Raw genomic sequence first — 20939 nt, 5'->3', positions numbered from 1 at the left:
CTCCTTACTCCCTGCGCTGGGCCTCGGGGTGGATGCGGTTCGGCTCCCAGCGAGTGATCGCCCAGTCCAACTGTTCGTGCGCCGCCGCCGTGTTCAGCTCGGCAGGTGGGGCCTGGTCGAGCGCCGTGAGGGCGCGGTGCAGCAGCGGGCGCACTTCGCTGTCCTCGAGCGGCAGCGCGGGCGCCAGGTTCTGCTTGGACAGCTTCTGGCCTTCGCGGTTGACGATCAAGGGCAAGTGCAGATAGCGCGGCTCGGGCAACCCCAGGGCGTGCTGCAGCTGGCGCTGCCAGGGCGTGTTGTCGAGCAGGTCGTAGCCACGCACCACGTCGCTGATGCCCTGGTCGGCGTCGTCCACCACCACGGCGAGCTGATAGGCCCAGAGGCCGTCCTTGCGCTGGAGCACCACATCGCCGAGCGCGGCCGGGTCGAAGCGCTGCTCGCCGAACAGCCGGTCCTGCCAGGTCACCGGGCGCAGGCCGAGGTCGCTGCGCAGGCGCCAGGCCACCGGCTTGCCCGGCTCGCGCACCCCGTCACGGCACCAGCCGGGATAGATGGGGTGGTCACGCCACTGCTTGCGTGAGCAGCTGCAGGCATAGGCCAGCCCGCGGGCCTTCAGACGCTCGAGGGCGTCGGCGTAGGCCGGATCGCGGTCGTGCTGCCACAGCACCGGGCCGTCCCAGTTCAGACCGAAGGCCTCGAGCTGACGCAGGATGGTATCCGCCGCTCCCGCCGGGCAGCGTGGCGGGTCGATATCCTCGATGCGCAGTAGCCACTCGCCGCCGGCGCGGCGGGCATCGAGAAAGCTGGCCAGGGCGGCGATCAGCGAGCCGAAGTGCAGGGCGCCGGAGGGGGTGGGGGCGAAGCGCCCGCGGTAGCCGGTCATGGCGGGCTCCTGAGGGCGGTGGCTGGCACGCAAACGGGCACCCAGCGGTGCCCGTTGCGGTGAACTGCGAGGCGCATCACGCCGGCATCAGCCGCCGAGCTGTTTTTCCTTGAGCTCGGCCAGGGTCTTGCAGTCGACGCACAGGGTCGCGGTGGGGCGTGCCTCCAGGCGACGAATGCCGATCTCGACGCCGCAGGCCTCGCAGAAGCCGTAGTCGTCCTCATCGATCTTTTCGAGCGTCTCGTTGATCTTCTTGAGCAACTTGCGTTCGCGATCGCGGGTGCGCAGCTCCAGGCTGAAGCCCTCTTCCTGGGTGGCGCGGTCCGCCGGGTCGGCGTAGTTGTTCGCCTCCTCCTGCAGATGGCGCACCGTGCGATCGACCTCTTCCATGAGTTCCTGTTTCCAGCCCAGCAGGATCTGTCGGAAGTGCTCAAGCTGCTGCTCGTTCATGTACTCTTCACCCGGTGCCGCCTCGTACGGGGTGAATTTTTTGGGCGCTTCCGCTTTCTTGTCTGCTACTGGCATGGGATTGCCTCATTACTTGAGTGACTGCTGATCAATACCCGCCGCAACATGGTGCAAGGTATCTCACGCCAAAGGCATGCTTGTTTATCGGAATTCGCCGCGTTTTGCAATACCCGGCGAAATCGGCCGAGGCCTCCCAGCGACCTGAATCGATGGTATGGTTTTTTGACCGTCGGAACGGAAAAAGTGCCCACCGGCGGTCGTTCAATCACTATTCAGGAGCCTTAGATGTCGTGGAATCCGCGCGTTGAACGCGTCGCGCCCTTCCGTGTGATGAGCCTGCTGGAAGCCGCCCAGGCGCGCGAGGCCGCAGGCCATGACGTCATCCATCTGGAGGTGGGCGAACCCGATTTCGCCACCCCCGCGCCGGTGGTGGCGGCCGGGCAGGCGGCGCTATCGGCAGGGCACACCCGTTACAGCCCGGCGACGGGACTGCCGGCGCTGCGCGAAGCGATCGCCGGGCACTACGGCGAGCACTTCGATGCAGACATCGATCCCCGACGGATCCTGGTCACGCCCGGGGCCTCCGGGGCGCTGCTGCTGGCCAGCCAGCTGCTGGTCGGGCCCGGCGACCGGGTGCTGATGGCCGATCCCAACTACCCCTGCAACCGCCACTTCATGGCCCTGGCCGGCGCCGAGGTGGACACCGTTCCCGTGGGCCTGGAGAGCGGCTGGCAGCTCGATGCCGAGCTGATTGCACGGCACTGGCAAGATGCGACCCGGCTGGCGATGCTCGCCACGCCATCCAACCCTACCGGGCATATGCTCGATGCGGCACAGCTGCAGGCGGTAGCCGAGACCGTGGCGGCACGCCGTGGCCATCTGCTGGTGGACGAGATCTACCAGGGCCTCAGCTACGACCTCGAGCCGCTCTCGGTGGCGTCGCTCAGCCCCGATGTCTTCGTGGTCAACAGCTTCTCCAAGTATTTCGGCATGACCGGCTGGCGCCTGGGCTGGCTGCTGGCACCGCAGGAGGCCGTGGAGCCGCTGACCCGGCTGGCACAGAACGTCTTCCTCGCCGCCCCCACTCCGGCCCAGCACGCGGCACTGGCGGCCTTCACCCCCGAGTGCCGCGACATCCTCGAGAGCCGCCGTCGCGAACTCGGCCGGCGCCGCGACGCGCTGCTGGCAGGCCTCGCCCGGCTGGGCCTGGCGCCTTCGCTGCCGCCCCAGGGGGCCTTCTACCTATGGCTCGATATCTCGCGCTACGGGGGGGACAGCCAGGCCTTCTGCCAGCGCCTGCTGGAGGAGGAGAACGTCGCCATCACCCCCGGGGTCGACTTCGCCGTCAGTGGCGGCGAGCACCACGTGCGCATCGCCTTCACCACCGGCATCGCCCGCCTGGAGGAGGCGGTGAGCCGACTCGAGCGCTTCCTGGCGCGGCAATAGGGGGCGTCGTGGATTACCCCGTTCTGGTCCCCGGCGTGCTGCTGCGCCGCTACAAGCGCTTCCTCGCCGACGTGCGCCTCGAGGACGGCCGCGAGGTGGTGGCGCACTGCCCCAATACCGGTTCGATGCGGGCGGTCAACGTGCCGGGCTGCCGCGTATGGCTGGCGCCCAGTGACAACCCGGCGCGCAAGCTGGCCTGGACCTGGGAGTTGATCGAGCTGACCCAGCCCGACGGCAGCGTGGCGCTGGCCTCGGTGCATACCGGGCGCGCCAACCGCATCGTCGAGGAGGCGCTGCGGGCGGGGCGGGTGGTGCCGCTGGCCGGCTACGCCACCCTCAAGCGCGAGGCCGGGGTCGAGGGGGCGCGGCTCGATTTTCGCCTCGACGATGCCGGGCGCGGCACGGCTTACGTCGAGGTCAAGCAGGTGACACTCAAGGAACTCGACGGTCACGGCTACTTCCCGGATGCGGTGAGCGAGCGCGGGCGCAAGCACCTGCTGGCGCTGGCGGCCCTGGCCGAACAGGGCCGGCGCGCGGTGCTGCTGTTCTGCGTCGCGCATACCGGCATCCGCGACGTGGCGCCGGCGGTGCACCTCGACCCCGCCTATGCGGCCACGCTGAAAGCGGCAGTCGAGCGTGGGGTAGAGGTCGTGGCTCATGGTTGCGAGATCGGCTGGCGCCATGGCCGGCCCGTGTCGATCACCCTGGGTGCCCCGCTTCCGGTGTCACTCACCCGCCAGGTGAATGTTGCCCTCGGCATCGATTGAGATCGCCACCGGCTCCAGGAAGCGGCCCTGGCAGGGGCCGAACACGCACTCGCCGCTCTCCGGCAGGAACAGCGCGCCATGCATGCCGCACTGGATCAGCTCGCCGCCCGCCTCGAGAAAACTCCCCTCCGGTCGATTCAGCGGCACGCGCTGGTGCGGGCAGCGGTTGATGAAGGCGCTGACACGGCCGTGCACGCGCACGAGGAAGGCGCTCCTGCCGTCGGGCAGTACCACGCCCCGCGAGGGCGCGGCCTCGAGCTGGCCCAGGTGCCCCATGCGGCGACTCAGCGCTCGATGTGGAAGCGCTGGATGAAGCTCACTTCGGCAGGCTCCCGGTTACGGTCGTAGCGCACCTCGAGGGTAAAGAGCATCGGCTCGTCGTCGCGGATGCGGAACACCGCGACCTGCGACTGCGTATCGCCGCTGCGCAGAGTGCGAAAGCTGAGCGGCGACCGCTCGCTGCCCTGCACCTCGCCCACGCTGCCGCTGGCCGAGGCATTGACCGGGCGCAGCTCGCCATCGACCTCCTCGAGCACGCTGACGTTGAGCAGCGCCATGGCCGGGCTGCGCTGGATGCCGTGGGCCTCGGCCACCGACGCCGGCAGAAAGCTGGTGCTCACGGCGCTGTAATGAATCTGGTAGTCGCCGACCTGCTCGAACTGCTGGGCCTGGCCTGCGAGCGGCCACAGCCCCAGCAGCAGGGCGGCGGCCAGCGAACGGGGGGACGACACGATGCGTTTCAGCATGGCGCTCTCCTTGGATGCGCTGTCGATCGACGCCGCCGACGGTTATCGGCGGTTCTGGCGTTCGACGCGGAAGATGGCGATCTCGCCGAACAGGTTGGGCCACAGGCGCGTGGCCCAGTGTCCCTCGTGATCGCCGATGCCGACGGCCCGGTCGGTGATGCGCAGCCCCTTCTCACGACACAGGTGCTCGAAATCGTTGAAGGTCGACAGATGAATGTTGGGGGTATCGTACCAGGCATGCGGCAGCGACTTGGAGACCGGCATGTAGCCGCGTATGCCGAGGTGCACCCGGTGCCGCCAGTAGGCGAAGTTGGGGAAGGTGATGATGCACTCGCGGGCGACGCGCAGCATCTCGTCGAGCATGCGGTCGGGCCGGCGCAGTGCCTGCAGCGCCTGGGTCATGACCACCAGGTCGTAGGTGTCGTCCTCGAAGTTGACCAGGCCCTCGTCGAGGTTCTGTTCGAGTACGCTCACGCCCTTGGCGATACACGCCGTGATGCCCTCGGGGTCGATCTCCAGGCCGTAGCCCGTCACCCGCTTGTCCCGCGCCAAGGCTTCGAGCAAGGTGCCATCGCCGCAGGCCAGGTCGAGAATGTGGGCGCCCTCGGGTACCCAGCGATGGATCAGCTCCAGGTCGGCGCGCATCATGCGGTCTCCTCCAGGCCCAGTTCGCCGGCAACACGGCACATGAAGGCGGCGAAGACCGCCTGGTAGCGCGGCTCCGGTAGCAGGAAGGCGTCGTGGCCGTGGGGCGAGTCGATGTTGACGTAGCTCACCGGCTTGCCGGCGCGGGTCAGGGCATTGGCCAGCTCGCGCGAGCGCGATGGCGGGAAGCGCCAGTCGCTGGTGAAGCTCACCACCAGGAAGGGGCACCGGCTGGGCGCGACGGCGTCGGCGAGCACGCCGCCGTGCTCGGCCGCCGGATCGAAGTAGTCCAGCGCCTTGGTCATCAGCAGGTAGGTGTTGGCGTCGAAGGCGGTGGAGAAGGTGTCGCCCTGGTAGCGCAGGTAGGACTCGACCTGGAACTCGACGTCATAGCCGAAGTTCAGGTCCTCGCTGCGCAGGTCGCGGCCGAACTTGCTGCCCATGGCGTCTTCGGACAGGTAGGTGATGTGCCCCACCATGCGCGCCAGTTTGAGGCCGCGTCGCGGCGCCGTGGCGTGCTCGGCGTACCAGCCGTCGTGGAAATCCGGATCGGAGCGGATCGCCTGGCGCGCCACCTCGTTGAAGGCGATGTTCTGGGCCGAGAGCTTGGGCGTGGCGGCGATGATCACGGCGTTGGCCACCCGCTCGGGGTAGGTCAGGCTCCACTGCAGCGCCTGCATGCCGCCGAGGCTGCCGCCGATCACCGCGGCGAAGCGCTCGATGCCCAGGCGGTCGGCTAGGCGCGCCTGGCTGTGCACCCAGTCGCTCACCGTGACCATGGGGAAGTCGGGGCCCCATTGGCGCCCCGTGGTGGGATTCAGGCTGATCGGGCCGGTGCTGCCGTGGCAGCCGCCGAGGTTGTTCAGCGAGACCACGAAGAAACGATTGGTATCGATCGACTTGCCCGGTCCGATATGGGCATCCCACCACCCCGGTTTGCGTTCGTCGGTGCCGTGGTAGCCGGCGGCATGGTGATGTCCCGAGAGGGCATGGCAGATCAGCACCGCATTGGAACGTGCGGCATTGAGCGTGCCGTAGGTCTCGTAGACCAGATCATAGGCCGGCAGCGTCCTGCCGCAGGCCAGCGCCAGGGGGTCGTCGAAGTGCGCCGTCTGCGGCGTCACCAGGCCGACCGAGTCGTCGGGAAACTCGGGCATGTGTCGTTCCATGTCCTGTCGTTGGGCCCTCTTCACGGCGATGGGGTCACAGGCCCACCAGGGCGCCGGCGATGCCGGCGGCACGGGTCAGTGCGCCGACCACGATACCATCGATGAGGCTGATGGCGATGAAGACCACGATCGGCGACAGGTCGATCATGCCCAGCGGCGGGATGACCCGGCGCACCGGCGCCATGATCGGCTCCACCAGCTGCATGACCAGCAGCGCCCCGGGGTGGCTGGCGTTGGGGGCGACCCAGCTCAGGATGATCATCACGATCAGGGCGAAGAAGTAAATCTTGAGGATGGCATTGGCGATCGCCGCCACGGCGCCGATCGCGACCTGGGTGAGCGGCGGCATGCCGAAACCGGCAATCTGCAGGATCGCCACGATGCTGACCGCCTTGAGCACGAAGGCGGCGGCCAGGGTCGCCATGTCGAAGCGCCCCAACACCGGGCCGAGGAAGCCCTGGAAGGGCCGCACCACCGGCTGGGTGATCTTGACCACCGACTGGCTGATGGGGTTGTAGTAGTCGGCCTGGGACGCCTGCAGCAGGAAACGCAGCATCATCAGGAACAGGTAGATGTTGATCAGGGTGTTGACCAGCAGCAGGCCGGCATTTCCCAGTTGGCCCATATGGGCTCCTCCCTATCGTCGAGACGGCCGCCCGCGTAACCGCGAGCGGCCAGAAAGGCTAGCGCTTGCCGAGTTCCTCGGCCATCTCGCGGGCGCGGGCGGCGCAGGCCTCCATGGCCTCGGCCATGATCCGGCGCAGGCCGGCCTGCTCGAGGTGCTCGATGGCCCGCTCCGTGGTGCCGCCGGGTGACATCACGTTGCGCTTGAGGCGGTCCGGGGTGAACTCGCTGCCCTGCGCCATGCGTGCGGCACCCAGGGCGGTCTGTATCGCCAGGCGGCGCGCCGTCTCGGCCGGCAGGCCGAGCTTGACGCCGGCCTCTTCCATGGCCTCGAACATCAGGAAGAAATAGGCCGGGGCGCTGCCCGATACCGCGGTCACCGCGTCCAGCTGCTCCTCCTTCTCCACCCATTCGGCCAGGCCCACGGCCTCGAGCAGGGTGGTCGCCTGGTCGCGCTGCTCGGCGCCGACCTCGGGCGTGGCGAACAGGCCAGCGGCGCCGGCACCGACCAGCGAGGGCGTGTTGGGCATGCAGCGCACCAGCGGCAGGCCGCCGCCCATCCAGGCCTGCAGCGATTCGGCCGTGAGACCGGCGGCTACCGAGATGACCAGCGGGCGCTGGCGCTGCAAGGTCTCGCGTAGCCCCTCGCAGACATCGCGCATGATCTGCGGCTTGACCGCCAGCACCACGATGTCGGCATCGCGTACCGCCGCGGCGTTGTCGGTCTCGGTACGGATGCCGAAACGTTCGCGCAGCGGCGCCAGGATCTCATCGCTCGGCGAGGTGGCGGTGATGGCGGCGGCCGGATGGCCATTGTCGATCATCCCGCCGATGATGGCGCCGGCCATGTTGCCGGCGCCGATGAAAGTGACTCTGCTGGCCATTGCATCTTGTCCTTCTGTGTCATTGCGCGATCGGCTCGCGGCCGATGCGGATACGCCGCCTAGCGACGCGAGGTGTCTCGTGTACCGAAGATGGCCGTGCCCAGCCGTACCAGGGTGGCCCCCTCGAGCACGGCGGCTTCCAGGTCGTCGCTCATGCCCATCGACAGGGTATCCAGCGGTGCCTCGGGGAAGCGTCGGCGCAGCGCTTCCAGGGCCTGACGCAAACGCGCCAGGGGCTCGCGCTGGCTCGCGATGTCCCGGGCCGGGGCCGGAATGGCCATCAGTCCGCGCAGGCGCAGGCGCGGCATCGAGAGCACCGCTTCCGCCAGTGCCTCCAGCTCGCCGGGAGCGACCCCCGACTTGCTGGCCTCGCCGCTGACGTTGACCTGCAGGCACACCTGGAGCGGCCCCAACTCCTCGGGGCGCTGGTCGTTCAGCCGTCGAGCGACCTTCTCGCGGTCGAGGCTGTGGACCCAGTCGAAGTGCTCGGCCACGGCACGCGTCTTGTTGGCCTGCAGCGGGCCGATGAAATGCCAGACGATATCGCCCAGGTCGGCCAGCTTGGCCTGCTTCTCCAGCGCCTCCTGCACGTAGTTCTCACCGAACTCCCGCTGGCCCAGTGACCAGGCCTCGCGGATCATGCCGGCCGGCTTGGTCTTGCTGACTGCCAGCAGCCTGGCTGCGTCGGTCGGGCGTCCGGCCGACACCAGGGCCTCGGTCAGACGCCGGCGGGCACTGGCCAGCGACTCGCAAAGCATGCTATCCGTCATCTCATCCACATGAAGTCCATCATGTCCACAAGGTCTGTCATACTCGCAGGAACCTTAACCGGGGAGCTGGGGAAACGCATGGATATTACCGAACTGCTGGCGTTCTCGGCAAAGCAGAACGCCTCCGACCTGCATCTGTCGGCCGGTCTGCCGCCGATGATTCGGGTCGATGGCGACATTCGTCGCCTCAACGTGCCGGCCATGGAAGACCGCGAAGTCCGCAAGCTGATCTACGACATCATGGGCGACCGCCAGCGCCGTGACTACGAAGAGTTCTTCGAGACCGACTTCTCCTTCGAGGTCCCCGGGGTGGCTCGCTTCCGCGTCAACGCCTTCAACCAGGCCCGCGGTGCCGGTGCGGTGTTTCGCACCATTCCCAGCGAGGTGCTGAGCATGGAGGACCTGGGTCTGGGCGAGGTCTTCCGCCGCCTGGCGCTGCTGCCGCGCGGGCTGGTGCTGGTCACCGGCCCCACCGGGTCGGGCAAGAGCACGACCCTGGCCGCGATGATCGACTATATCAACGATCACCGCTACGACCATATCCTCACCATCGAGGACCCGGTGGAATTCGTCCACCGCAGCAAGCGCTGCCTGATCAACCAGCGCGAGGTGCACCGTGACACGCACGGCTTCGCCCAGGCGCTGCGCAGCGCACTGCGCGAAGACCCCGACGTGATCCTGGTCGGCGAGCTGCGCGACCTCGAGACCATCCGCCTGGCGCTCACCGCCGCCGAGACCGGCCACCTGGTGTTCGGTACCCTGCATACCACCTCGGCGGCCAAGACCATCGACCGGATCATCGACGTCTTCCCCGGCGAGGAGAAGGCCATGGTGCGCTCGATGCTGTCGGAGTCGCTGCAGGCGGTGATCTCCCAGACCCTGCTCAAGCGCCGCAGCGGGGGGCGGGTGGCGGCCCACGAAATCCTCGTCGCCAACGCGGCGGTGCGCAACCTGATCCGCGAGGACAAGGTGGCGCAGATCTACTCGGCCATCCAGACCGGCGGCAACCTGGGGATGCAGACCCTCGACGCCGCCCTGGCCAAGCTGGTGGCCGAAAACGTCATCAATCGCGACGAGGCGCAGGCGCGTGCCAAGAGCGTGCTGACTGGCTGAGCGCCAAGCTATCCGACATGGGAGCAGGGAGATGAAAGCACAGGAATGGTTGGAGCAGCTGCTCGACATCATGGCCCGCCAGGAGGCCTCGGACCTGCTGATCTCGGTGCAGGCGCCGCCCACCATCAAGACCGCCGGCAAGCTCACCGCGCTGGGCGACCAGCGGCTCTCGGTGGAACAGGTGCGCGAGCTGGTCAACACCGCGGTGCCTGAAGGGCTCAGGGAGCGCTTTGCGCAGGAGCGCGAAGCCAACTTCGCGCTCAGCCTCAGCGGGCGGGGGCGCTTTCGTGTCAGCGCCTTCCAGCAGCGCAACCAGTGGGCCATGGTCATCCGTCGCATCGCCTACGAGATCCCCCATCTCGAAGAGCTCTCGCTGCCGCCGCAGCTGGGCGAGCTGGCCAATCTCAAGCGTGGGCTGGTGTTCGTGGTGGGCGGCACCGGTACCGGCAAGTCGACCACCCTGGCGTCGATGATCCAGCAGCGCAACGAGACCGTCGGCGGTCACATCATCAGCGTCGAGGACCCCATCGAGTACGTGCACCCGCACAAGAAGGCGATCATCAACCAGCGCGAGGTGGGCATCGATACCGAGTCCTTCGAGGTGGCGTTGAAGAACACCTTGCGCCAGGCACCGGACGTGGTGCTGATCGGCGAGGTGCGCACCCGCGAAACCATGGAGCACGCCCTGACCTTCGCCGAGACGGGCCACCTGTGCCTGGCCACCCTGCACGCCAACAACGCCAACCAGGCGCTCGATCGCATCATTCACTTCTTCCCCCACGAACGCCACGAGCAGATCTGGCTCGACCTGTCGCTCAACCTGCATGCCATCGTCGCGCAGCAGCTGCTGCCCACCCGCGATGGCGGGCGCGCCCCGGCTATCGAGATTCTGCTGCGCACGCCGCTGATCGCCGACCTGATTCGCAAGGGCGACGTGGGCGAGATCAAGAACGTCATGGCACGTTCGCGCGACCAGGGCATGCAGACCTTCGACCAGGCGCTGTTCGAGCTCTACAAGGCCGGCAAGATCAGCGAGGAAGTGGCCATGGTGCACGCCGACTCGGCCAACGAGCTGCGCATGATGATCAAGTACGGCGACGAGAAGAGCGACGTGCTGGCCAAGGCGCAGGACGGCGCGCAGCGGTTTTCGCTGCGCGACGATGATGACTTCTAGCCTTGGCCTCCTGCTTCAAGGCGCGTAGACGCCGCCGAGGACGCGAGGGCCAGCGGCGCCGGTGACGCTGGGCAGGTTGCCGGGCAGGTGCTCCAGGCGCCGCCAGGCGAGCCAGGCGAAGGCCCCGGCTTCCAGCCAGTCGGCCGGCCAGCCCCAGTCGCTGCTGGGCACCAGGGCGGTCTCGGGCAGGCGCTGGGCGAGGCGGTAGAGCAGGTCACGGTTGTGAGCGCCCCCGCCGCAGGGGATCAGCGCCGTGGCGACCGGCGCACCGACCCGCTCACGTGCCATCTCGATGCCCAGGGCCACGCTGGTGGCAGTCAACTCCGCCAGCGTGGCCTGGACGTCCTCGGCACGTTCCCGTCCGGTCAGGTGCTGGCCCAGCCAGTCGAGATGGAACACCTCGCGCCCGGTGCTGCGCGGCGGCGGATGATGAAAGAAAGGTTCGGCGAGCAGGCGCTCCAGCAGCGTTTCGTCCACTCGGCCCGATGCCGCCCAGGCGCCATCGGCATCGAAGCGGCCGCCACGGTGCCGCGCATGCCAGGCATCGAGCAGGGCGTTGGCCGGGCCGGTGTCGAAGCCGAGAATGTCGGCGCCGCTTCCGTTCGGCGGCAGCAACGTCAGGTTGGCGAAGCCGCCCAGGTTGAGCACCAGCTGCCACTGCTGCGGATGCCGGAACAGTGCCTCGTGGAATGCCGGCGCCAAGGGGGCGGCCTGGCCGCCGGCCGCCAGGTCGCGACGGCGGAAGTCGGCCACAACCGTGCAGCCGGTCAGCTCGGCGAGCAGGCTCGGGTTGTCGAGCTGCAAGGTATAGGCGGGCCCCTCGGCGTGCCCCCAGGGGGCGTGCTCGATGGTCTGGCCGTGGCTGCCGATGGCGGTGATGCGGGGCGCGTCGATGGCCTGCCTGGCGAGCAGCTGCCGCACGGCATCGGCCTGCAGCCGGCAGAAGGCAACCTCGGCGGCCGCAAGATCGGTGAAGGCGACCCGGTCGGCCTGGCACAGCAGCAGCAGGCGCTCGCGAAGCGTGTCGGGCATCGGTTCGGCGTGAGTGCCGAGGAGCCGGGGGTGGCCCGCCGAGTCGATCTCGACCAGGGCAGCATCGATGCCGTCCAGGCTGGTGCCGGACATCAAGCCCACGAATAGTGCCATCTCTACTTCTCCCTGAAGGCTGGGGGGACCGCGAGGCATCAAGTCATGCTACCATCGTGCCCCATTCGGTGGACCCTGCCGTAGGGTGGATCAACGCAATTCGTGGAGTGGGAGACGATGACCGACGTTGCAAGCGCGCTGGCGCTGCTGAAGCGAGGCACCCAGGAGATACTGCTGGAGGAAGAGCTGGTCAAGAAGCTCGAGTCCGGCCGCAAGCTGCGCATCAAGGCCGGTTTCGATCCGACGGCTCCCGACCTGCATCTCGGCCACAGCGTGCTGTTGACCAAGATGCGCCAGTTCCAGGACCTGGGCCACCAGATCATCTTCCTGATCGGCGACTTCACCGGGCGCATCGGTGACCCCACCGGCAAGAACGTCACCCGCAAGCCGCTTACCGAGGAAGAGGTTCGGATCAACGCCCAGACCTACAAGGAGCAGGTGTTCAAGATCCTCGATCCCGACAAAACCGAGGTGCGCTTCAACTCCGAGTGGTTCAGCGAGCTCACCGCGGCCAAGATGATCGAGCTGGCCGCCCAGAGCACCGTGGCGCGCATGCTCGAGCGCGACGACTTCGACAAGCGCTACAAGTCGGGTCAGCCGATCTCCATCCACGAGTTCCTCTACCCGCTGGTGCAGGGCTACGACTCCGTGGCGCTCGAAGCCGACGTCGAGATGGGCGGCACCGACCAGAAGTTCAACCTGCTGATGGGGCGCGAGATCCAGAAGCACTTCGGCATGGAGCCACAGGTGGTCATCACCATGCCGCTGCTCGAGGGGCTCGACGGCGTGCAGAAGATGTCCAAGTCGCTGGGCAACTACGTCGGCGTCGACGAAGCACCGGGTTCGATGTTCAACAAGCTCGTGTCGATGCCCGACAGCCTGATGTGGCGCTACTTCGAGCTGCTGTCGCTGAAGTCGAACGAAGAGATCGAGACGCTCAAGCGCGATGTCGAGGCCGGTGCCAACCCGCGCGACATCAAGATGATCCTCGCGCGCGAGCTGATCGGCCGCTACCACGACGAAGAGGCCGCGGCCAATGCCCACAGGTCGGCCGGCAACCGCCTGGCCGAAGGCGAGCTACCCGAAGACCTGCCCGAGGTGGAGGTCGACTTCGAGGGCAGCGCCCAGGCGCCGATCGCCGCGGTACTCAACCGCTCGGGGCTGGCCAGCAACAGTGCCCAGGCCAAGGACATGCTGGGTAACGGCCGGGTCAAGGTCGACGGGGAGGTCGTCGCCAAGGATGCCATGCTCGACACCGGCAAGAGCTACGTGATCCAGGCCGGCAAGAAGCGCTACGCCCGGGTGACGCTACGCTGAGCTATTTCACCGCTCCTCCGGCCAACTGATGCCAAGTCAGTGGCTCTACCGACGCCCGCCCCGTGCGGGCGTCGTCGTCTCCGCCCCTCACGCAAAGCCATCCACAACCCCTCGCCGCCGAGCGGCTGTGGCACGCAAAGCCATCCACAACCCCTCGCCGCCGAGCGGCTGTGGATAGTCCGCTCGCCCAGGTGGCGCCATCGCTCCGTCATCGTCGTGAAATTTTTTTACAAACGGCTCTTGCAGGGACGCAGGGAAAACCGTAAAGTACGCATCCGCTGCCGGCGACGGGCAACGTGGCCAGCGGTGGGAGGAGTGGTAAGTGGTTGTCATGCTTTGAATTTTTCGACTCGTTTCGCAAGATTCGCGCTTGACGCCCGCGGTGGATTCGGTAGAATGCACCCCACTCGAAGGCAAGTCCGCAAGCGGGCTTGCGGTCGCCGGCTCAGGCGGGTCTTCGCGGTCAGGATCACCTCGGTGACGGCCTCGAAGAGAGTTGACAAACTCCGACGCTTCAGTAGAATACGCCTTCCTCGCAGGGCGCTGGCGAGGCCCCTCGGTCACGGGATCGACGGCCACGACAGCAAGCGAGCTGCTCTTTAACAATCGATCAGGTAATTCATGTGGGCGCTTGTCGATGAGGTGGTGAGAAGTCACACCATTTCAAGGCAAGCGACTCGTCGAGACCTTCGGGTCTTTTGAGAAGCTTTGACCTTGAGCCGAGTTTGGTTCGCTTTCGTCCGTTTCTTCGGGAAGGGACGAGCAAGAACCGCAATGATTTGAAACTGAAGAGTTTGATCATGGCTCAGATTGAACGCTGGCGGCAGGCCTAACACATGCAAGTCGAGCGGCAGCACGGGGAGCTTGCTCCCTGGTGGCGAGCGGCGGACGGGTGAGTAATGCATAGGAATCTGCCCGGTAGTGGGGGATAACCTGGGGAAACCCAGGCTAATACCGCATACGTCCTACGGGAGAAAGCAGGGGACCTTCGGGCCTTGCGCTATCGGATGAGCCTATGTCGGATTAGCTGGTTGGTGAGGTAACGGCTCACCAAGGCGACGATCCGTAGCTGGTCTGAGAGGATGATCAGCCACATCGGGACTGAGACACGGCCCGAACTCCTACGGGAGGCAGCAGTGGGGAATATTGGACAATGGGCGCAAGCCTGATCCAGCCATGCCGCGTGTGTGAAGAAGGCCCTCGGGTTGTAAAGCACTTTCAGTGGGGAAGAACGCCTTCCGGCTAATACCCGGAAGGAAAGACATCACCCACAGAAGAAGCACCGGCTAACTCCGTGCCAGCAGCCGCGGTAATACGGAGGGTGCGAGCGTTAATCGGAATTACTGGGCGTAAAGCGCGCGTAGGCGGCTTGATAAGCCGGTTGTGAAAGCCCCGGGCTCAACCTGGGAACGGCATCCGGAACTGTCAGGCTAGAGTGCAGGAGAGGAAGGTAGAATTCCCGGTGTAGCGGTGAAATGCGTAGAGATCGGGAGGAATACCAGTGGCGAAGGCGGCCTTCTGGACTGACACTGACGCTGAGGTGCGAAAGCGTGGGTAGCAAACAGGATTAGATACCCTGGTAGTCCACGCCGTAAACGATGTCGACTAGCCGTTGGGTCCTTCGCGGACTTTGTGGCGCAGTTAACGCGATAAGTCGACCGCCTGGGGAGTACGGCCGCAAGGTTAAAACTCAAATGAATTGACGGGGGCCCGCACAAGCGGTGGAGCATGTGGTTTAATTCGATGCAACGCGAAGAACCTTACCTACCCTTGACATCCTGCGAACCCTTCGGAGACGAAGGGGTGCCTTCGGGAACGCAGAGACAGGTGCTGCATGGCTGTCGTCAGCTCGTGTTGTGAAATGTTGGGTTAAGTCCCGTAACGAGCGCAACCCTTGTCCCTATTTGCCAGCGATTCGGTCGGGAACTCTAGGGAGACTGCCGGTGACAAACCGGAGGAAGGTGGGGACGACGTCAAGTCATCATGGCCCTTACGGGTAGGGCTACACACGTGCTACAATGGTCAGTACAAAGGGTTGCGAACTTGCGAGAGTGAGCCAATCCCAGAAAGCTGATCTCAGTCCGGATCGGAGTCTGCAACTCGACTCCGTGAAGTCGGAATCGCTAGTAATCGTGAATCAGAATGTCACGGTGAATACGTTCCCGGGCCTTGTACACACCGCCCGTCACACCATGGGAGTGGACTGCACCAGAAGTGGTTAGCCTAACCTTCGGGAGGGCGATCACCACGGTGTGGTTCATGACTGGGGTGAAGTCGTAACAAGGTAGCCGTAGGGGAACCTGCGGCTGGATCACCTCCTTAAACGACGTATCACGCCTCGCGGCAAGTGCCCACAATGAATTACCTGATCGGCCAGAGCAAAGACTGTTTGGGTCGACGACCCAGTGGTTGTAAGCCGGGTCTGTAGCTCAGTTGGTTAGAGCGCACCCCTGATAAGGGTGAGGTCGGCAGTTCAAATCTGCCCAGACCCACCAATTTCGCCGGATACGGCGTTGCTTTGAACCTCGCATAGCGAGCTATGCGTCGGCCCAAAGCGCCTTGTCTCCGACGAAATTCATCGCCAGTTGCAATGCGGTGATCAGTGGGGCCATAGCTCAGCTGGGAGAGCGCCTGCCTTGCACGCAGGAGGTCAGCGGTTCGATCCCGCTTGGCTCCACCACTTCCCCGCAGTCTACCCTGATCGGATCTGCAGTCATAAGCCATCGTCGCACCTTGCGATGTCGGGTTTATGACTGTCGATTGACAGTCTGCTCTTTAACAATGTGAATCATGCTGACACGTTTTCTCCGCAAGGAGAAAGCAAAAGTGATACGTTTCAAGCGTATCCGGCAATTGTCGTACGTGATCGCAGACCAGACCCCTTCGGGTTATATGGTCAAGCGATTAAGCGCATACGGTGGATGCCTTGGCAGCCAGAGGCGATGAAGGACGTGGTAGCCTGCGATAAGGCTCGGTGAGGTGGCAAACAACCTGTGACCCGGGCATTTCCGAATGGGGAAACCCACCCAGCACCAGCTGGGTATCCCACACTGAATCCATAGGTGTTGGGAGGCGAACCGGGGGAACTGAAACATCTAAGTACCCCGAGGAAAAGAAATCAACCGAGATTCCCCCAGTAGCGGCGAGCGAACGGGGAGTAGCCCTTAAGCGGCACGACTGGTAGGCGAACGAGCTGGGAAGCTCGACCATAGGGGGTGATAGTCCCGTAGCCGAAACCTGAGTGTCGTGAAATCGAGTAGGTCGGGGCACGTGAAACCTTGACTGAAGACGGGGGGACCATCCTCCAAGGCTAAATACTCCTGGCTGACCGATAGTGAACCAGTACCGTGAGGGAAAGGCGAAAAGAACCCCGGAGAGGGGAGTGAAATAGATCCTGAAACCGTATGCGTACAAGCAGTGGGAGCCCCTTCGTGGGGTGACCGCGTACCTTTTGTATAATGGGTCAGCGACTTATTTTCAGTGGCGAGCTTAACCGAATAGGGGAGGCGTAGGGAAACCGAGTCTTAACTGGGCGACCAGTCGCTGGGAATAGACCCGAAACCGGGCGATCTATCCATGAGCAGGTTGAAGGTTGAGTAACATCAACTGGAGGACCGAACCAGGATCTGTTGAAAAAGATTTGGATGACTTGTGGATCGGAGTGAAAGGCTAATCAAGCTCGGAGATAGCTGGTTCTCCTCGAAAGCTATTTAGGTAGCGCCTCACGTATCACCACCGGGGGTAGAGCACTGTTTCGGCTAGGGGGCCATCCCGGCTTACCAACCCGAGGCAAACTCCGAATACCGGTGAGTGCAAGCGTGGGAGACACACGGCGGGTGCTAACGTCCGTCGTGAAAAGGGAAACAACCCAGACCGTCAGCTAAGGTCCCGAAATCCTGGTTAAGTGGGAAACGATGTGGGAAGGCTCAGACAGCTAGGAGGTTGGCTTAGAAGCAGCCATCCTTTAAAGAAAGCGTAATAGCTCACTAGTCGAGTCGGCCTGCGCGGAAGATGTAACGGGGCTAAACCAGGTACCGAAGCTACGGGTGAGCATGCATCACTTGATGCTATTCGATTGGCGTCGCGAAGCGACGTCCAAGCCGTCCCGAACGTCGAGTCGGGAGGGGAAGAGTGGTATCAAGGATGCATGCTCGCGGTAGAGGAGCGTCGTGTAAGCCGATGAAGGTGGATTGAGAAGTCTGCTGGAGGTATCACGAGTGCGAATGCTGACATGAGTAACGACAAGGGGAGTGAAAAACTCCCCCGCCGGAAGACCAAGGGTTTCTGTTCGACGCTAATCGGAGCAGAGTGAGTCGGCCCCTAAGGCGAGGCCGAAAGGCGTAGTCGATGGGAAACGGGTCAATATTCCCGTACCTCACTGTATTGCGATGGGGGGACGAAGAAGGCTAGGTGGGCCAGGCGTTGGTTGTCCTGGTGAAAGCCAGTAGGCTGGGATCTTAGGCAAATCCGGGATCCCAAGGCCGAGAGGCGAGACGAACACCCCACGGGGTGGAAGTCATCGATGCCACGCTTCCAGGAAAAGCCTCTAAGCTTCAGATACAGTGGGACCGTACCCCAAACCGACACAGGTGGTCAGGTAGAGAATACCCAGGCGCTTGAGAGAACTCGGGTGAAGGAACTAGGCAAAATGGTGCCGTAACTTCGGGAGAAGGCACGCCGCGTTAGTGTGAAGGCCCTCGCGGCTGGAGCACGAGGCGGTCGAAGATACCAGGTGGCTGCAACTGTTTATTAAAAACACAGCACTCTGCAAACGCGCAAGCGGACGTATAGGGTGTGACGCCTGCCCGGTGCCGGAAGGTTAAGTGATGGTGTTAGCCCTCGGGCGAAGCTCCTGATCGAAGCCCCGGTAAACGGCGGCCGTAACTATAACGGTCCTAAGGTAGCGAAATTCCTTGTCGGGTAAGTTCCGACCTGCACGAATGGCGTAATGATGGCCACGCTGTCTCCACCCGAGACTCAGTGAAATTGAAATCGCAGTGAAGATGCTGTGTACCCGCGGCTAGACGGAAAGACCCCGTGAACCTTTACTATAGCTTCACACTGGACGCTGATGTTGCTTGTGTAGGATAGCTGGGAGGCTAGGAACCCCGGACGCCAGTTCGGGTGGAGCCAACCTTGAAATACCAGCCTGGCATCATTGGCGTTCTAACTCAGGTCCGTGATCCGGATCGAGGACAGTGTGTGGTGGGTAGTTTGACTGGGGCGGTCTCCTCCCAAAGCGTAACGGAGGAGCACGAAGGTACCCTCAGCACGGTCGGAAATCGTGCATTGAGTGCAAGAGCATAAGGGTGCTTGACTGCGAGACAGACACGTCGAGCAGGTACGAAAGTAGGTTCTAGTGATCCGGTGGTTCTGTATGGAAGGGCCATCGCTCAACGGATAAAAGGTACTCCGGGGATAACAGGCTGATACCGCCCAAGAGTTCACATCGACGGCGGTGTTTGGCACCTCGATGTCGGCTCATCACATCCTGGGGCTGAAGTCGGTCCCAAGGGTATGGCTGTTCGCCATTTAAAGTGGTACGCGAGCTGGGTTTAGAACGTCGTGAGACAGTTCGGTCCCTATCTGCCGTGGGCGTTGGATGTTTGAGAAGAGCTGCTCCTAGTACGAGAGGACCGGAGTGGACGCACCTCTGGTGTTCCGGTTGTCACGCCAGTGGCATTGCCGGGTAGCTACGTGCGGACGGGATAACCGCTGAAGGCATCTAAGCGGGAAGCCCCCTTCAAGATGAGACATCCCCGAGGCCTCGAGCCTCCTGAAGGGCCCAGCGAGACCAGCTGGTTGATAGGTCGGGTGTGGAAGCGCTGCAAGGCGTTGAGCTAACCGATACTAATGGCCCGTGAGGCTTGACCATATAACCCCAAGGGGTCTGCGCATCGCGCACGATTGACGGATACGCACCGCGCCTGTAGGCGCGGGCGAGACGATCACGCAGCATGATTCCAACCGTTTTCGCCTGACGACCATAGCGAGTGGGAACCACCTGATCCCATGCCGAACTCAGCAGTGAAACCGCTCAGCGCCGATGGTAGTGTGGGGTCTCCCCATGCGAGAGTAGGTCATCGTCAGGCATCTTTTCAGAAACCCCGGCCAACTGGTCGGGGTTTCGCCGTTTAGGGGCCTCCCACGTAGAGTAGCGGAGCGCCGCCCGAGTCATCGTCAGGCATCCATTCCAAAACCCCGAGTACGAAAGTGCTCGGGGTTTTTCTTTGCCTGTCAGTTCACTTCGTACAGCTCGATGGGGGTGCCGTCGGGGTCGCTCAGGAAAGTGAAACGCGACCCTGTCGAGGCATCGGTGCGAATGGGCTCGGGCCGTGCACCGCGTGCCTCGAGCAGCTTCACGCAGGCATCCAGATCGGTGGTGGCCAGGGCAAGGTGACGCCAGCCGCAGGCTTCGGGGTAGCTGGGGCGGGCCGGCGGCTCGGGAAAGGAGAAGAGTTCCAACTGGATACCGCCGGGGAGACGCAGGTCCAGCTTGTGGCTGTCTCGCTCGGCGCGGTAGGTCTCGTTGAGCACTTCGGCGCCCAGCACGTCGGTATAAAAGCGCCTGGCGCGGGGATAGTCGGCGGTAATCAGGGCGACATGATGGACTCCCGTCAGCGGGAGGGGAGACGTGGACATACGGCACCTCGGCTGGGTCGGGCGCCTGGCGGCGCCCTGGTATGGATCAACGACAGAGCAGCTCGAAGGCTTCGACCAGGCTGTCCATCTCGTCGTCGGTGCCGATCGAGATACGCAGGAAGTCGCGCAGGGCCTCGGTGTTGAAGTGGCGCACCAGGATGCCTCGCTCGCGCAGGCCGACGAAGAGCTGGGCGGCATCGTGCTCGGGGTGGCGCGCAAGAACGAAATTGGCCTGGGAGGGCAGTACCTCGAAGCCGAGCTCGGCAAGACGGCGAACGGTACGTTCACGGGTGGTGATGACGCGCTCCCGACAGGCGTCGAAGTGCTCGCGGTCCTCCAGTGAGGCGATGCCGAGCGCACTGGCCAGACTGTCGATGGGATAGGAGTTGAAGGAGTCCTTGACCCGTTCGAGGCCCTCGATCAGCTCGCGCGAACCGATGGCGTAGCCCAGCCGCAGACCAGCCAGGCTGCGCGACTTCGAGAAGGTTCCCGTCACCAGCAGGTTGGGGAAGCGCTCGATCAGCGGCACGGCGCTCTCTCCGCCGAAATCGACATAGGCCTCATCGATCAGCACGACCTGTTCGGTCAGGCGCTCGAGCAGCGCGGCAATGGCCACGCGCGGATGGCCGTGTGCCGTGGGGGCGTTGGGGTTGGCGAAAATGGCGCCGCCGCTCCCGGCGGTGAAGGCGTCGAAATCGACCCGCCACTCATGGTCGAGCGGTAGAGCGCGACGCTCGATACCGTACAGCTTGCAGTAGACCGGGTAGAAGCTGTAGGTGATCTCCGGCATCTCGAGCGGGCGCTCGTGGCAGAAGAAGGCCTGGAAGGCCAGGGCCAACACCTCGTCCGAGCCGTTTCCTACGAAGACCTGCCCTACCTCGACGCCATGCTCTCGAGCGAGTGCCTGGCGCAAGGCCAAGGACTGCGGATCGGGGTAGAGGCGCAGGTGATCGACCGGGTACTCGCGCAGCTTCGCCTCGACGCCGGGGGCCGGGGGATAGGGGTTCTCGTTGGTGTTGAGCTTGATCAGCTTCTCGCGTGGCTGTTCACCCGGGACATAGGGCGTCAGCTCGCGCACCGCCGGGCTCCAGAACTGGCTCATGGTGTCTCGTTTCTCGTCGGACGGAACTTTAGGCCATGTTGAC

The 20939-nt window shown here is 64.4% G+C and carries 17 protein-coding genes, 2 tRNA genes and 3 rRNA genes; 10 read left to right on the top strand and 12 right to left on the bottom strand.

The genetic code is table 11. From position 1 onward, the window contains the following. Positions 1–4 precede the first annotated feature (4 nt). Together gluQRS and dksA are read right to left on the bottom strand one after the other, a co-directional pair. Positions 5–883: a tRNA glutamyl-Q(34) synthetase GluQRS gene (gluQRS, locus tag I4484_RS19540; protein WP_197448822.1), complete on the bottom strand. Its 879-nt coding sequence runs from the start codon at positions 881–883 to the stop codon at positions 5–7. 87 nt (positions 884–970) lie between these two features. Then, on the bottom strand, positions 971–1408 hold the full coding sequence (dksA, locus tag I4484_RS19535) for an RNA polymerase-binding protein DksA (RefSeq protein ID WP_111415238.1): 438 nt from the start codon (positions 1406–1408) through the stop codon (positions 971–973). A gap of 228 nt (positions 1409–1636) precedes the next feature. On the opposite strand from dksA, the gene I4484_RS19530 reads away from it, so the two are divergent. Together I4484_RS19530 and sfsA are read left to right on the top strand one after the other, a co-directional pair. After that, positions 1637–2797, top strand: coding sequence for a pyridoxal phosphate-dependent aminotransferase (locus tag I4484_RS19530; RefSeq protein ID WP_197448821.1), 1161 nt, complete (start codon positions 1637–1639; stop codon positions 2795–2797). Positions 2798–2805: 8 nt separating this feature from the next. Then, complete coding sequence (gene sfsA, locus I4484_RS19525) at positions 2806–3564, top strand: DNA/RNA nuclease SfsA (RefSeq protein WP_197448820.1); 759 nt, start codon at positions 2806–2808, stop codon at positions 3562–3564. On the opposite strand, the gene I4484_RS19520 is transcribed toward sfsA, so the two are convergent. Genes I4484_RS19520 through I4484_RS19490 form a run of 7 tightly spaced genes read right to left on the bottom strand, consistent with a single transcriptional unit; the run spans position 3523 to position 8402 of the window. Further along, complete coding sequence (locus I4484_RS19520) at positions 3523–3840, bottom strand: Rieske 2Fe-2S domain-containing protein (protein WP_197448819.1); 318 nt, start codon at positions 3838–3840, stop codon at positions 3523–3525. The two genes, sfsA and I4484_RS19520, sit on opposite strands and share 42 nt — an antisense overlap. A gap of 8 nt (positions 3841–3848) precedes the next feature. Further along, complete coding sequence (locus tag I4484_RS19515; RefSeq protein WP_197448818.1) at positions 3849–4310, bottom strand: DUF4426 domain-containing protein; 462 nt, start codon at positions 4308–4310, stop codon at positions 3849–3851. 42 nt (positions 4311–4352) lie between these two features. Beyond that, the gene (metW, locus tag I4484_RS19510; protein ID WP_197451125.1) at positions 4353–4955 is read right to left on the bottom strand and encodes a methionine biosynthesis protein MetW; all 603 of its coding nucleotides are present in this window, start codon (positions 4953–4955) and stop codon (positions 4353–4355) included. Next, positions 4955–6112 (bottom strand): homoserine O-acetyltransferase, encoded by a 1158-nt coding sequence (locus I4484_RS19505; protein ID WP_197451124.1) that lies wholly within the window; start codon positions 6110–6112, stop codon positions 4955–4957. The genes metW and I4484_RS19505 overlap by 1 nt, the downstream gene beginning before the upstream one ends. A gap of 46 nt (positions 6113–6158) precedes the next feature. After that, a complete protein-coding gene (locus I4484_RS19500) occupies positions 6159–6749 on the bottom strand; it encodes a YggT family protein (protein ID WP_197448817.1) in 591 nt (196 codons plus the stop codon). A gap of 58 nt (positions 6750–6807) precedes the next feature. Next, positions 6808–7632 carry a pyrroline-5-carboxylate reductase gene (proC, locus tag I4484_RS19495; RefSeq protein ID WP_197448816.1) on the bottom strand — a complete coding sequence of 275 codons (825 nt, stop codon included), beginning with the start codon at positions 7630–7632 and terminating at the stop codon, positions 6808–6810. Positions 7633–7691: 59 nt separating this feature from the next. After that, complete coding sequence (locus tag I4484_RS19490; protein WP_197448815.1) at positions 7692–8402, bottom strand: YggS family pyridoxal phosphate-dependent enzyme; 711 nt, start codon at positions 8400–8402, stop codon at positions 7692–7694. Between the two features lie 78 nt (positions 8403–8480). Here I4484_RS19490 and I4484_RS19485 point away from each other — a divergent pair, with 78 nt between their 5' ends. Next, a complete protein-coding gene (locus tag I4484_RS19485) occupies positions 8481–9515 on the top strand; it encodes a type IV pilus twitching motility protein PilT (RefSeq protein ID WP_197448814.1) in 1035 nt (344 codons plus the stop codon). A 31-nt stretch (positions 9516–9546) separates the two neighbouring features. After that, positions 9547–10689: a PilT/PilU family type 4a pilus ATPase gene (locus I4484_RS19480; protein ID WP_197448813.1), complete on the top strand. Its 1143-nt coding sequence runs from the start codon at positions 9547–9549 to the stop codon at positions 10687–10689. 15 nt (positions 10690–10704) lie between these two features. Here I4484_RS19480 and I4484_RS19475 read toward each other — a convergent pair whose 3' ends face one another. After that, a complete protein-coding gene (locus I4484_RS19475; RefSeq protein ID WP_197448812.1) occupies positions 10705–11835 on the bottom strand; it encodes an anhydro-N-acetylmuramic acid kinase in 1131 nt (376 codons plus the stop codon). 117 nt (positions 11836–11952) lie between these two features. Here I4484_RS19475 and tyrS point away from each other — a divergent pair, with 117 nt between their 5' ends. From tyrS to rrf, 6 genes are all read left to right on the top strand, one after another. Continuing rightward, entirely contained in the window at positions 11953–13152 is a 1200-nt protein-coding gene (tyrS, locus tag I4484_RS19470) for a tyrosine--tRNA ligase (RefSeq protein ID WP_197448811.1), read from the top strand. Positions 13153–13934: 782 nt separating this feature from the next. After that, positions 13935–15474 (top strand): 16S ribosomal RNA (locus tag I4484_RS19465). 96 nt (positions 15475–15570) lie between these two features. Beyond that, a tRNA-Ile gene (locus I4484_RS19460) sits at positions 15571–15647 on the top strand. 109 nt (positions 15648–15756) lie between these two features. Then, a tRNA-Ala gene (locus I4484_RS19455) sits at positions 15757–15832 on the top strand. 214 nt (positions 15833–16046) lie between these two features. Continuing rightward, a 23S ribosomal RNA gene (locus I4484_RS19450) occupies positions 16047–19027 on the top strand. A 101-nt stretch (positions 19028–19128) separates the two neighbouring features. Continuing rightward, positions 19129–19244 (top strand): 5S ribosomal RNA (gene rrf, locus I4484_RS19445). Together the 16S, 23S and 5S rRNA genes with 2 tRNA genes alongside form the textbook arrangement of a ribosomal RNA operon. 145 nt (positions 19245–19389) lie before the next feature. Here the strand turns inward: rrf and I4484_RS19440 are convergent. Both I4484_RS19440 and hisC read right to left on the bottom strand, forming a co-directional pair. Then, complete coding sequence (locus I4484_RS19440; RefSeq protein WP_197448810.1) at positions 19390–19794, bottom strand: VOC family protein; 405 nt, start codon at positions 19792–19794, stop codon at positions 19390–19392. 46 nt (positions 19795–19840) lie between these two features. Continuing rightward, positions 19841–20896, bottom strand: a complete 1056-nt coding sequence (gene hisC / locus I4484_RS19435; RefSeq protein ID WP_197448809.1) for a histidinol-phosphate transaminase — start codon at positions 20894–20896, stop codon at positions 19841–19843. Positions 20897–20939: the final 43 nt, after the last annotated feature.

The organism is Halomonas sp. SS10-MC5 (assembly GCF_015992245.1).
GTDB classification, from domain to species: Bacteria; Pseudomonadota; Gammaproteobacteria; order Pseudomonadales; family Halomonadaceae; genus Halomonas; species Halomonas sulfidoxydans.
This window is presented reverse-complemented; position numbering and strand designations above follow the sequence as displayed.